Origin of the sequence: Butyrivibrio sp. FCS006, from assembly GCF_000424525.1 — a bacterium.
Taxonomy (GTDB): domain Bacteria; phylum Bacillota; class Clostridia; order Lachnospirales; family Lachnospiraceae; genus Butyrivibrio.
In genome coordinates, this window is sequence record NZ_KE384203.1 from 443,140 (window position 1) to 456,021 (window position 12,882).

The window sequence follows — 12,882 nt, forward strand, 5'->3', positions numbered from 1 at the left end:
ACTTGGTTCTCCTTTCAATTATCTCTCGTCCAATACAACAGTCAGATGACTCATTCTCTTGTTGATTCTGTAAGCTCTGCCCTGTGCTCTAGGCTGAATTCTCTTCATGATAGGGCCGTTGCTTGCTGTACACTCAGCAACATAGAGATTAGCTCTGTTCATACCCTTGTTGTTCTCAGCGTTTGCTACAGCGCTGTTAAGGAGCTTGTAGATAACGCTTGATGCATATCTTGGATTGTATGCAAGGATTGCAAGTGCAGTCTCAACATCCTTTCCTCTGATAGCGTCCATTACGAAGCATGCCTTCTGAACTGGTATTCTTGCGTAAGATAACTTAGCAAAAGGTCTTGTCTCTCTATTGTCACGATTTCTTGCTCTTTTAATTTGTGATCTATGCTTAATTTCCTTTTCCACGTTAGTAGACCTCCTTTCATTGAATAACTAATTAGTTTATGCTGCTCTTTCTCTCAACGGGAGAATTTCCAGCATGTCCTTTGAAGGTTCTGGTAGGAACGAACTCACCGAGCTTGTGTCCAACCATATCTTCAGTAACATATACAGGAATATGCTTTCTTCCGTCATGAACAGCGATAGTGTGTCCAACAAAAGACGGGAAAATTGTAGAACGACGTGACCAAGTCTTGATAATCTGCTTCTGGCCCTCTGCGTTCATAGCATCTATCTTCTTAAGCAGGCTTGCGTCTGCAAAAGGTCCCTTTTTAAGTGATCTAGACATTTTATTCCTCCTTATTTGATGGCTTTACCGTTTCTTCTTCTTACGATGAGCTTGTTGGAAGCCTTCTTAGCCTTACGTGTCTTATAACCAAGAGCTGGCTTACCCCAAGGTGTGCTAGGGCCAGAACGTCCGATAGGAGCTCTTCCTTCTCCACCACCGTGTGGATGGTCGTTAGGGTTCATAACAGAACCACGAACTGTAGGACGGATGCCCATGTGACGAATACGTCCGGCTTTACCATAGTTGATAAGGTTGTGATCACCATTTCCTACAACACCGATTGTTGCTCTGCACTCGATAGGAACCATTCTCATCTCGCCTGAAGGAAGACGAAGTGTTGCGTACTTACCTTCTTTAGCCATGAGCTGTGCAGCGTTTCCTGCTGAACGAACCATCTGGCCGCCCTTTCCAGGATAAAGCTCGATGTTGTGTACGTTTTCACCGACAGGAATCTGTGAAAGTGGGAGGCAGTTACCAACACGGATCTCTGCGTTAGCACCGTTCATAACTGTCATGCCATCTGTTAATCCGTTAGGTGCAAGGATATAAGCCTTTGTGCCATCCTCGTACTGGATAAGTGCGATATTTGCTGATCTGTTAGGATCATACTCAATTCCGATAACCTTTGCAGGCATATCGTCCTTGTTTCTCTTGAAATCAACGATTCTGTACTTAACTCTGCCGCCGCATCCACGATGTCTTACTGTGATCTTACCCTGATTGTTACGACCAGCTTTGCTGTTCTTTGAAACAATGAGTGACTTCTCAGGAGTGCTCTTTGTGATCTCTGAAAAATCAGATCCAGTCATGTTTCTTCTGGATGGGGTATATGGGCCGTATTTCTTAATTCCCATGATTATTTCTCCTTTTGTTTTTATCACGTGCCCGGCGCTGTGCGCTGAATCCCGGACTCAAATTGGATTCGCACGTATATTCATCAGTTCTTAAATTAGAGTCCCTGGAAGATCTCGATGTCCTTGCTGTCCTCTGTGAGCTGAACGATTGCTTTCTTAGTCTTAGCTGTGAAACCAATTGTCATGCCACGTCTCTTCATCTTGCCGTCAGCGTTGAGGGTGTTAACCTTCTTAACCTTTGTTCCCTCGAACATCTTCTCTACAGCTTCCTTGATCTGTGTCTTGTTAGCTTCAGGATTAACAAGGAAAGTGTACTTCTTATCTGCCATTGCGTTCATACTCTTCTCTGTAAGAACAGGCTTAAGGATTACGTCATAATACTGTAATGCTGCCATTAGCAATACACCTCCTCTATCTTTGCTACTGCATCCTTTGTAAGGACGAGTGTTCTTGCGTTTACGATATCATAAACATTAAGTGTGTTTGTAAGTGTTGTGTTTGCCTCTGCAAGGTTTCTTGCTGAAAGTACTACGTTCTGATCGTTGTCAGCAAGTACTACAAGTGCCTTACGTGTAGCCTTGAGGTTGTTCATAACCTCTGCAAACTTCTTAGTCTTGATCTCATCGAACTTAAGCTCGTCAACTACGATAAGGTTGTTGTTCTGAGCCTTGTCTGTAAGTGCAGACTTAAGTGCAGCTCTCTTCTCCTTCTTGTTCATCTTGAAAGAGTAATCTCTTGGAACTGGAGCGAATACAACTCCGCCGCCCTTCCACTGAGGAGCTCTGATAGATCCCTGTCTTGCGTGACCTGTTCCCTTCTGTCTCCAAGGCTTTCTTCCGCCTCCGGAAACTTCAGAACGTGTCTTTGCTTTCTGTGTACCCTGGCGCTTGTCAGCGAGCTGCTGAAGAACTGCCATGTGTACGAGATGTTCATTTACTTCAACTCCGAAGATAGCATCGTTTAAATCGATCTTGCCAACTTCTTTGCCTTCCATATTGTAAACAGATACATTAGCCATCTGTATGGTCCTCCTTTCGCGCTTAATTAATTTTCAGCCTTTACGGTTTCCTTGATAGCAACAAGTCCCTTCTTAGGTCCAGGAATAGCGCCCTTTACAAGAATAAGATTCTTGTCTGCATCTACTCTTACAACCTCAAGATTCTGAACTGTTACCTTTACGCTGCCCATGTGACCAGGCATTCCCTTGCCCTTAAATACGCGGCTGGGATCTGAACTGGAACCATTAGAACCCTGATGACGGTGGAACTTGGAACCGTGTGCCATAGGTCCTCTGTGCTGACCGTTCTTCTTAATAGCACCCTGGAATCCTTTTCCCTTTGAAACAGCTGTTGCATCAATCTTGTCGCCTTCTGCGAAGATATCAGCCTTGATCTCAGCACCAAGTGCATAATCAGCAGCATTCTCGAACTTGAACTCTCTTACATATCTCTTGCAAGAAACTCCAGCCTTCTTGAAATGTCCCTGCTCAGCCTTTGTTGCTCCGTGACGGTGGTAGATTGTCTTGCTTCCGTTCTTGTCCTTGTTAACAACCTTTTCTTTCTTGTCAACAAATCCAACCTGAACAGCGCTGTAACCATCGTTCTCAACTGTCTTGATCTGTGTTACTACGCATGGTCCTGCCTGAAGAACAGTTACAGGAACCAGTGAACCATCTTCTTTGAAGATCTGGGTCATTCCGACCTTAGTAGCTAAAATAGCCTTCTTCATGTTTTTTACCTCCTTATTACGTCTACAGCGGATGCTTACTTCATTCGCAATGTCGCTTTAATTGTCTGCAACGATTGACAATTCTCCAGTTTTTCACGGCATCATGCGTCTCGCATCATACTAGTAGAGGTGAATTGATTGTTTCTATTATCAAAGATGAATTATTTCATCTTGATGTTGATGTTTACACCTGCAGGCATCTCGAGTCTCTGAAGAGCCTCAACTGTCTTTGATGTAGGTGTGATGATATCGATAAGTCTCTTGTGAGTTCTCTGCTCGAACTGCTCTCTGGAATCCTTATACTTGTGAACCGCTCTGAGGATTGTAACAACTTCCTTCTTAGTAGGAAGAGGCACTGGTCCACTAACCTGAGATCCGTTCTTCTTGACTGTCTCGATGATCTTCTTGGCTGATGCATCAACAAGCTGATGATCATAAGCCTTAAGAGTAATTCTCATTACCTGATTTGCCATAAAAAAAGTCGCCTCCTTTTCGCACTTTTTGATCTAAGTACGACAAGCGGTGACTGTACACTCTCCCGTGTGTGTCCTGACCCTTATCACAAAGTAAGGCCTTGGAACTATCTACACGTCGTTTCTGCCTTTGGGTTAGTAGGCAGACTTACAATTGTCTGTACAGTGACTTGTCGTCAGTTTGTTTGGCCATTATTCCGGCCTCTAGACATTCGCTCCACGGAAAACCTGCTCAACTGGATAAGCAGCAACCTCACGCTTCATAGCTATCATGTCACAGCGTTTGTTAGTATAAAACATTTTTTGTGCATATGCAACAAGTTTTTGAAAATTAATCACTTTTAATACAAAATCAGCCTTTTATAGCGGTTTTTCTTGATGTATTTTAACCTATTACCCTATCCGTATAGCCTCTGACCATATATAGATGTATTATGTTTCGTGCATTTGTCACAAAAATCGATTTAGTATATCATATTTAATAAAGAAAAGAACTATTCTATGGAGAAAAAATATGTGGATAGCAGACAATTGGAAAGACTATGAAGTCATAGATACCTCAACAGGTGAGAAGCTTGAGCGATGGGGTGATTATTTTCTGGTTCGTCCCGACCCCCAGGTAATCTGGAATACGGACAAAAGACATATCGGCTGGAAGAAACCCAACGGCCATTATCACCGCAGCAACAAGGGCGGCGGTGAATGGGAGTTTCATAACCTTCCCGAGGAGTGGTCAATAACCTACAGAAATCTTACTTTTAATTTAAAGCCCTTCAGTTTCAAGCACACAGGTCTTTTCCCTGAACAGGCAGCCAACTGGGATTGGTTCTCTTCATTAATAAAGAAGGCAGATCGTCCAATCAAGGTTCTCAACCTCTTTGCTTACACCGGAGGAGCCACAGTATCAGCTGCCAAGGCCGGCGCCAGCGTTACACACGTTGATGCCTCCAAGGGTATGGTTGCCTGGGCAAAAGAGAACGCAGCTTCATCAGGTTTGGCAGAAGCACCCATCAGATATCTGGTGGACGACTGCACCAAGTTTGTGGAAAGAGAAATAAGAAGAGGCAATAAGTACGATGCCATCATCATGGATCCTCCTTCCTATGGAAGAGGGCCAAAGGGTGAGATATGGAAGATTGAGAGCAGCGTATTCCCTTTTATCAAACTCTCATCCCAGCTTCTTTCCGACAATCCGCTCTTCTTCCTTATTAATTCATATACAACAGGGCTTCAGCCGGCAGTTCTTTCCTATATGCTTCACACTGTCCTTGATCCAATCCATAAGGGTGAAGTTGAGGCAGAAGAAATCGGCCTTCCTGTAAAGAGCAATGGTCTTATCCTCCCCTGCGGAGCCAGCGGAAGATGGACAGCAAGATAAACTGATCCATAACAAAAGGATGCGTGAACTTCTCACGCATCCTTCATTATTATATAGAACAAACTCTATACTACTTTGACTCATCAATCTTATCTCTGATCTGCTGCATTCGCATATCGATCTGATTGATCAGGTCTGCACTGAACTTAAGATCCTCGGTTATGACCTCGGCGTTCTCGATGTCTTTTTTATACTTCATCTCATGTTCAAGGCTTGCCCAGAAGTCCATTGCTATTGTTCTGAACTGAACCTCTACCTTCATGTATTCCTTCTCTTCTGTGAGGTAAATAGGAACTTCAATGATAAGGTGAAGACTTCTGTATCCTGTATCCTTGGGAGTCTCAATATAATCCTTGCGCTGAAGGATCCTGATATCATCCTGTCTCTCAAGGCAGTCGGCCAGCATATAGATGTCATCTACAAAGGAACAGATAACCCTGATTCCTGCAATATCCGACAGGTACTTATTGATATTCTCGATGTTGAAATCAGCACCCTTATTCTCCAGCTTGTAAAAGATACTTACCGGAGTCTTGAGTCTCATCTTGATGGACTCAAAGGGGTTTCTTTTATTTCTCAGGGAGAGCTCTTTGTTGAGTATTCCAAGTCTTGTCCTTACTTCTGTAAGCGCACAGTCGTACTTCATCATAAGGATCTTGAAATCATCTGTAAGATCTCTTTTCCTGAGGAGTTTCTCTATATCGATCTGTGTGACTTCGTCGTCTAAAGGATCTGCGCTTCCGGGTATAGGCTTATATTTTAAATCTCCGCTATTCTGGTGATCTACCGTCACTTCATCCACTTCCTTTCTGGTATTTCACTAATATGAATTATACAATAATCCGCCGGGTTATATGTGAACGAACTATTAAGAATTCAAGAAAAAACCGCATGACTAAAAGCCACGCGGAATTTTCTCCTCATAAAAAACCACAATATTTCTATTGTTTACTTGGCCTCTGCCAGTCTGTCCGGCAGATCTGCCAAAGATACAACGCTATACTCAAGCTCTGTCCTTGGACCTGCTATAAGCTTAAACTTGTTAAGCAGCCTTCTGTATACAGTCTTGCAACTCTCCTTGTTGGTTCCAACCAGAAGAAGTAAGTACTGTGATGCCGAGTACTTGCAGAAGGTATCGCCCTGTCTAAGGGTAAGCGCTATTGCTTCCTGCAAAAGCTTAGCCCTTGTCTCAAGCTTGGCTGCGTTGGTAATCCTCTTGCCTTCGTAGTCTACTATATTAAGAAGCATCATATAAACTGACTGTCCGCTTCTCTCCATGTTACGACTAAGAATATGATAAGCATCGATAAAGCTCGGGTATGAGCAATCGTAAGCTCCGTCATCATCGCCGGCAACAGCACCGCGGTGCTCCAGAATTCCATCTCTGATCTGAAGGATCTTGCCGGGTGTATTGGTAATCTGACGACTCATCTTGTCATAACACTCAAGAAGGTCATTACTTGGAGTAACTCCCAGCTCGTCAGTATAATACCTTACAGTCTCATCATATACAGCGTAGGCTTCCTTGAAAGCATCCATTCCGATAAGTGCATTGATCTCACCGATCTGCCACTCGTCATCAGGATAAAGTTCAGCAGCTTTCTTGTAGATGCGATGCATGGTTTCAAAATCTTTTTTCTTCTCATAGTATGAACCCAGGGCAACAACTGCCTCAGCATACATCTTCTGATACTGAACGCTCTTGATTATGAGCCATTCCTGCGTCGCAAGCTCCGGAAGCACTTCTGACTTGTATTCGTCAAAGGCTGCTCTGTATAAAGAGATCATCTCAGCTTCATCGTCTGTCGCTCTGGCTTCTTCTATATAATGAACAAACCTGAGGACATCGGAATCAATCTCTATCGCATCATCAGCAAAGAAGATTCCGTCTTTGTTGACCACATAATCGTGATCCGGAAGACCTGACTTCTTGATCTGCTTGTGAAGCTGATATATGAGGTTATTGAAGCTGTTGCTAAGGTTTGACTGCTCTTCTCTATCATAAAGGATGCTGGTCAGCTGTTCCTTCTGAATGCCGGCATCTCCGCTAAGCCACACGATCTCCAATAACTGAACATACTTCGCTGTCTTGTTCTTGCCGATTGATATGTTCTTACCCTCATAATTAATCGCAAGCCCACCAAACATATTTACTTGTAATATACTCTTATCCCCTCGTTCCATAAAGGATTCCCCTATTTACTAACTGCTACGTTGGTATTACCCACATAATTGCAGACACTTAAGGTTTCACTAGTACCGTTTCTATTCTCTGTTCTAAAGTTTGACCACTTACAACACCAACACTCTTTCATAGGAACCAGCGCCCCGTCATCCGGTTCAAAGTGTTCACAGCAATAGTTTTCCTTTACGACCAAAAGACCGTTCTCATCATATATTCTCTTTTCCATGAAAATGCCCCCTTGGCTTCATAAATGAAATTCCTTTTTTTCATTTTAAGCATATCATGAAAATAAATTTCAAATCATAAACTTGTCGAGAATTGTACTTTTTTTGTCGTCAAATGATATTTTAGCATAAAAAAGATCACCCGATGGGTGATCCTTTTCTAAAAATTGTATTAATTGAGAGATCTTTTTTATTCAAAAGAACTATATCCGCCAACTTACCGGGCTCTAAACTTCCGTATTTATCATAGATTCCGATGCGCTTTGCAGGATTAACGGTAGCTGCTGCCACGGCCACTTCCAGTGGAAGCCCCATATCCAGCACCACAGTCCTCAGGCAGTCCATAAGATCTGTTCCCGATCCTGCGATGGCTCCTCCGTCCTTAAGCCTTACTTCTCTGCCCTTCTTTATGGCAGGAAGTCCGCCCAGATCGTACTCTCCATCAGGCATTCCGGTGGATCTCATACTGTCACTTATAAGGATCATCCTATCCGGTCCCATCATCTCAAAGGTTGCCCTCACTGCTGCCGGATGAATATGAATGCCGTCGCAGATAAGCTCTGCCGTAACATGCTTTGAATCAAACACCGCACCTACAACTCCGGGCTCTCTGTGGCTCATTCCCGTCATGGCGTTGTATAGATGAACTGCGTGACATGCACCGGCTCCGAAAGCCTTCATGGCTGTCTCATAATCCGAAGCCGTGTGTGCAAGAGATATAATAACCTTGTCCTTTACTGCTTCAATGTATTTCTCAAAGTCAGGGTTTTCCTCAGGCGCAAGTCCTATTATTTTCAAAAGACCTTTCGACGCCTCGTAAAACTCATCCACAATGGCAGGATCGCACTTCTTTATAAACTCTGCATTCTGTGCGCCTTTTTTAACAGGGCTTATAAAAGGTCCTTCCATGTTAAAGCCCACAAGATCAGATAGCTTATCGTTTCCCTTAGCAGCAAACTCTGCTCCCAGAGATAGCACGTGCTTTAGGTCTTCGACAGGGAGTGTCAACGTAGCGGGGCATATGGCTGTAACGCCGCGTGATACCTCATATTCAGCAATCTTTTCGAAAGCCTCTGCGTTTCCGTCGCATACATCCTCTCCCATTGCTCCGTGAAAATGGATGTCTATGAGTCCGGGAATAGCTGCGCACCCGGTGGCATCAATCACTTCCTCGCCATCAGTAGGGCCATCTGCAATAAGCCCGTCTTTTACATAGAGGTCTTTTTCATGAAAATTTCTGTCTTCTCCAAAAACACTTGCACCTGTAATCTTCATTCCTGCTTTTCACCTCAAAAATTTGTTTCTGTATTCATTGGCACTCATTCCGGTGTATTTCTTGAATACCCTTGAGAAATGAGCTGTATCGGCAAAGCCCACTCTGTCGGAAATATCGGCTATATGAAGTGATGAATCCTCCATGAGCTCTTTTGCATTCTCGATCCTGATCTCGTTGAGAACATCGGAAAAGCTCTTGCCGGTACTGTTAAGGAGTTTGCTCAAATGCCAGTGGCTGACGTAAACCTTCTCGGCAACATCAGTTAGCGTGAGTTTTTCTTTATAGTGCTGCTCAATGTAGCTGATGGCCTGCTTGACGATAAAGTTGTTAGCTGTTGTATTGTCGTCCGCAGTGGACTCCTGTTCCGAAGCTGAAGCGCCGGCAAGTCTCTCTGAGAGACTCTCCATGGCTTCATCTAGCTCTTTCATCTTGGAGGGCTTGACCAGATATCTGAATACGCCAAGGTTTAGAGCTTCTCTTGCGTAGTCAAAGTCGCGATACCCGGTAAGTATTATCACCTGAAGATTCTTGTGCTCAGAGCGCAGAGCTGCCAGCATGGTAAGACCGTCCATTCCGGGCATTCTTATATCAGTAAAAAGAATATCCGGCTGGCACTTTTCTACCATGGCAAGCCCCTCTTTACCTGAGGAGGCAGTACCTGCTACAACGCAGTTGTATTTCTCCCAGTCAACTATTTTCTTAAGGCCCTCTGCGATAACGGGCTCATCATCAACAATAAGTACTTTATACATACTCAACCCTTTACGGCACCTGCTGTCATCCCTTTAATTATATACTTTTGCAGGAAGATATACACTACAATAACGGGAATGATAACCAGCGTAACAGCTGACGCCATCAGTCCGTAGTTGGTTCCCTCTTTGGAGGTCAGCTCATTAAGAAGCCTTGTGATGGCCTGCATCTCGGGTCTTCTAAGGAAGAACATCTGAGTAAACAGATCGTTGTAACTCCAGAGGAATGAGAATATTGCTACGGTCACAAATGACGGCTTGCCAAGAGGAACCACGATCCTGAAGAAGATCTGAGGAATTGAGCAGCCTTCAAGGTGTGCTGCTTCCTCAAGTTCCAGAGGCAGAGACTGTACATATCCCATGAGCACTATTATAGCAAAGCTCATATTACCTGCAATCTGTGGCAGTATAACGGATACCATGTTGAGTATCCAGCTTGATGTATTGGTTATGTGCCAGCTTGATTCCATGGTGTACACAGGAATGATGGTGGAGAATACCGGGAACATCATTGCTGCAATTACCAGGGTATGCATAAGCTTTTTTAACTTAAAATCAAATCTTACAAGAGCAAAAGATGCAAGACCTGCAAGGATCATAACTCCTACGGTAACACAGCCGGAAATGAATATACTGTTCATATAGGCGTGTCCGATATCAAGTCTGTCAAAAGCTCTTTTGTAGTTAGCAAGTGTAAACAGGTCACCTACCGGCAGAGCAAAGCTCTTTGCAAGGATCTTGTCCTTGGCCTTAAAGGAGTTTTCCAAAACCCAGAACAGAGGATATATGGTTGTTAGAGCCCACGCGCTAAGAAGGATATAAAGACATGCGAGCCCGACTTTATTTCTTTTCATATCAGAAGTCCTCGCTTTCTTTAAATACCAGCCTTGTCAGTCTTGAGAGCACTACTCCCAGCACAACGATAAGAACCGCAAGGGTTGCACCATAGTCAACGTTCTTGGCCTCCATGGTCTGATAGTACATGTAGGTACCGGTAAGGAAGGTCTCCTTAAGTGGCATTCCCTTGGGGAACATTGTCCAAGGAAGATCGAATACCTTAAGGGCTCCGGTAACTCCCAGGGTAAGACATGTACACAGAACATTTCTAAGAAGCGGAAGCGATATATACCACACTCTCTGAAATCTTGTAGCGCCGTCAATGGCAGCCGACTCATAGAGTTCCTGAGAGATGTTGTTAAGTCCGGTCTGAAGTATTACAAAATAAAAACCTACATACTGCCACACAACAGGGATCATCATGGTCATGATGGCCAGCTTCTCGCCCTTCCAGTCTATCAGCTCAGTCCGTCCAAAGAGCTCAAGGAACTGGTTAAGCATACCCTTGTCATAGAGAAAGATAAGGTTAAAGAGAAGTCCCAGTGCGGTAGCGGAAATAACGATGGGGAAGAAGTAAACAGTCCTGAAGAACTGAGTTCCTCTCTCGATATTATCAACAAGAATAGCCAGTAAAAGAGCTATTCCTACCTGTCCCACGATTGTGGCGATGATCATTATAAATGTATTTTTCAGTGAAGTTCTGACAACAGGATCCGTCACTAGCTTCACATAGTTTTCATACCACGGTGTATTCCATTTTGTTCCGAATGTTCCGAGATTCTTGATGCCGCGAAAGCTGCCGTATATGTTTACAAAAAACGGATAGTAAAGATAGATGATCATGAACAGAAACGCAGGCGCAAGAAATAGAAAGACATACTTTTTACTCTTGTATATGTTAGACATAAGTAACCCCTCTTATAGTTTCGACCGGCGAATACTTATTGTATTGCCGGCCGAAACAGGATTCAAAGGAAATAAAGTTCTAAATTACTCTAATGTGTCTTTGTAGACATCAATACCTTCCTGAACTGCATCTGCTGCAGAAACGTTGCCTACTACGATGTCAGGCATTCCATCGAATGTTGATACTCTGCAGTCACCGTTGAACAGATCCTGTACAGCGCCTGTAAGAGATGTAACACCACTCATCATAGCCATAGCCTTAACCTGAAGTGCATTGAACTGTGTCTCGTCAACAGCTGGAGCATTCTTAAGAGCTGAAGCTGTGTGCTGTGCGAATAAAGGAACCACCTCATCACTTGTCATGTGCTCAACAAAGCTGACTGCTGCTGCCTTCTTGTCGGGATCTTCCCAAGCCTTGGTTGTGATGTAGTAACCCATTGAAAGTCCGCCGATCATATCTGTGGTCTTTCTGTTACCCTTTCCGGGGAAGTAAGTTACATCAAAGTGGCTGAGCTTATCAGCGTCGATTGTGCTTGGATCCTCAGGATCTGACTGGCATGAACCAACAATACCGCCAACCTTCCATGAACCGTCGAGAAGGAATGCTGCCTTGCCGTCTGTGAACATAGCGAAAGTCTCATCATCTGTTGCTGAAAGAGTGTTATCAGGGAAGAAGCCTTTCTCATAAAGGTCCTTGATATCCTCAAGTCCTGCTACCCACTGAGCGCCTGTTGTATCATCTGCTGCGCCGGGGATGTCAAGATGGTTGTCAGGTGTCTGCTGATTGAAGATTGCAAACTCCCACCAGTAATGAGGAATGTTTCCAAGAGCTGCTGCGATAGGAGCATATCCTGCATCCTTGATCTTCTGGCAGTCCTCAAGGAACTGATCCCATGTATAGTCTGCGCCGGGCATTGCTACGCCTGCAGCGTCAAGAACTTCTGTGTTTACGAACATTGCTTCCCAGTATCCGTTTACAGGAACTGCGTACTTTTTGCCATCTGCAGGAGATGCTGCGATGAGGTCGTCGTTCATGTTTGATGCATACTCAGGGAACTCTGCTCTGATGTCATCGATTGAAACAACCTTGCCTGCATTAACGAAATCATTTGCATCTGCTCCGTTGAAGAAGAACAGAACGTCAGGCTCTGAACCTGTCTCAAAGTCTGTGATGATCCTTGTCTTGAAGGTCTCATCTGAAGTTGCTGAAGTATCACTTACTGTGTTTCCTGTAGCCGCTTCCCAGTCTGCAACAGCATTCTTGTAATTCTGTGCATTGGAATCCTCACCTGCAAAGGTAGTAGTTACAGTGATCTCAACCGGGCCTGAAGGCTCAGTAGTCTCAGCCGGTGCCTCTGCCTCTGCTGCTGGTGCTTCTGCTGCAGGAGCTTCTGCTGCAGGAGCCTCTGCTGCCGGTGCCTCGGGTGCTGTGCTTCCGCAGCCGACCATACCAATAGTCATAACTGCTGTCATGAGCACTGCTGTCAGATTTTTAAGTTTCATACTTTCTCTCCCTTCTGCGCATACCCTTAT

The 12,882-nt window shown here is 44.3% G+C and carries 16 protein-coding genes; 1 reads left to right on the forward strand and 15 read right to left on the reverse strand.

The window, feature by feature from the left end:
- Window positions 1–18: 18 nt before the first annotated feature.
- From rplV to rpsJ, 7 genes are all read right to left on the reverse strand, one after another.
- Window positions 19–414 carry a 50S ribosomal protein L22 gene (gene rplV / locus G633_RS17975; protein ID WP_022764357.1) on the reverse strand — a complete coding sequence of 132 codons (396 nt, stop codon included), beginning with the start codon at window positions 412–414 and terminating at the stop codon, window positions 19–21.
- Between the two features lie 31 nt (window positions 415–445).
- Window positions 446–736 carry a 30S ribosomal protein S19 gene (rpsS, locus tag G633_RS0109185; protein ID WP_022764356.1) on the reverse strand — a complete coding sequence of 97 codons (291 nt, stop codon included), beginning with the start codon at window positions 734–736 and terminating at the stop codon, window positions 446–448.
- A gap of 11 nt (window positions 737–747) precedes the next feature.
- Window positions 748–1,590 (reverse strand): 50S ribosomal protein L2, encoded by an 843-nt coding sequence (rplB, locus tag G633_RS0109190; protein WP_022764355.1) that lies wholly within the window; start codon window positions 1,588–1,590, stop codon window positions 748–750.
- A 95-nt stretch (window positions 1,591–1,685) separates the two neighbouring features.
- A complete protein-coding gene (rplW, locus tag G633_RS0109195) occupies window positions 1,686–1,985 on the reverse strand; it encodes a 50S ribosomal protein L23 (protein WP_022764354.1) in 300 nt (99 codons plus the stop codon).
- Window positions 1,985–2,608: a 50S ribosomal protein L4 gene (gene rplD / locus G633_RS0109200; RefSeq protein ID WP_022764353.1), complete on the reverse strand. Its 624-nt coding sequence runs from the start codon at window positions 2,606–2,608 to the stop codon at window positions 1,985–1,987. The genes rplW and rplD overlap by 1 nt, the downstream gene beginning before the upstream one ends.
- A gap of 26 nt (window positions 2,609–2,634) precedes the next feature.
- Window positions 2,635–3,318, reverse strand: coding sequence for a 50S ribosomal protein L3 (gene rplC, locus G633_RS0109205; protein WP_022769980.1), 684 nt, complete (start codon window positions 3,316–3,318; stop codon window positions 2,635–2,637).
- 161 nt (window positions 3,319–3,479) lie between these two features.
- A complete protein-coding gene (rpsJ, locus tag G633_RS0109210; RefSeq protein ID WP_013279995.1) occupies window positions 3,480–3,791 on the reverse strand; it encodes a 30S ribosomal protein S10 in 312 nt (103 codons plus the stop codon).
- A 514-nt stretch (window positions 3,792–4,305) separates the two neighbouring features.
- Between rpsJ and G633_RS0109215 the strand changes: the two genes are divergently transcribed.
- Window positions 4,306–5,169 (forward strand): class I SAM-dependent methyltransferase, encoded by an 864-nt coding sequence (locus G633_RS0109215; protein WP_022769981.1) that lies wholly within the window; start codon window positions 4,306–4,308, stop codon window positions 5,167–5,169.
- A gap of 70 nt (window positions 5,170–5,239) precedes the next feature.
- Here the strand turns inward: G633_RS0109215 and G633_RS0109220 are convergent, their stop codons facing one another.
- The 8 genes from G633_RS0109220 to G633_RS0109255 all read right to left on the reverse strand — a co-directional run bounded on the left by G633_RS0109220 (window position 5,240) and on the right by G633_RS0109255 (window position 12,852).
- Window positions 5,240–5,962, reverse strand: coding sequence for a GTP pyrophosphokinase (locus G633_RS0109220; protein WP_242838855.1), 723 nt, complete (start codon window positions 5,960–5,962; stop codon window positions 5,240–5,242).
- 155 nt (window positions 5,963–6,117) lie between these two features.
- Window positions 6,118–7,353, reverse strand: a complete 1,236-nt coding sequence (locus tag G633_RS0109225; protein WP_051200087.1) for an AfsR/SARP family transcriptional regulator — start codon at window positions 7,351–7,353, stop codon at window positions 6,118–6,120.
- An 11-nt stretch (window positions 7,354–7,364) separates the two neighbouring features.
- Window positions 7,365–7,580, reverse strand: coding sequence for a hypothetical protein (locus tag G633_RS0109230; protein WP_026519737.1), 216 nt, complete (start codon window positions 7,578–7,580; stop codon window positions 7,365–7,367).
- Between the two features lie 136 nt (window positions 7,581–7,716).
- On the reverse strand, window positions 7,717–8,853 hold the full coding sequence (gene nagA, locus G633_RS0109235; protein WP_026519738.1) for an N-acetylglucosamine-6-phosphate deacetylase: 1,137 nt from the start codon (window positions 8,851–8,853) through the stop codon (window positions 7,717–7,719).
- Window positions 8,854–8,862: 9 nt separating this feature from the next.
- Complete coding sequence (locus G633_RS0109240) at window positions 8,863–9,606, reverse strand: response regulator transcription factor (RefSeq protein WP_026519739.1); 744 nt, start codon at window positions 9,604–9,606, stop codon at window positions 8,863–8,865.
- A gap of 2 nt (window positions 9,607–9,608) precedes the next feature.
- Window positions 9,609–10,460 (reverse strand): carbohydrate ABC transporter permease, encoded by an 852-nt coding sequence (locus tag G633_RS0109245; protein WP_022769990.1) that lies wholly within the window; start codon window positions 10,458–10,460, stop codon window positions 9,609–9,611.
- A 1-nt stretch (window position 10,461) separates the two neighbouring features.
- Entirely contained in the window at window positions 10,462–11,349 is an 888-nt protein-coding gene (locus G633_RS0109250) for a carbohydrate ABC transporter permease (RefSeq protein WP_022769991.1), read from the reverse strand.
- An 84-nt stretch (window positions 11,350–11,433) separates the two neighbouring features.
- The gene (locus G633_RS0109255) at window positions 11,434–12,852 is read right to left on the reverse strand and encodes an ABC transporter substrate-binding protein (RefSeq protein WP_022769992.1); all 1,419 of its coding nucleotides are present in this window, start codon (window positions 12,850–12,852) and stop codon (window positions 11,434–11,436) included.
- Window positions 12,853–12,882 lie beyond the last annotated feature (30 nt).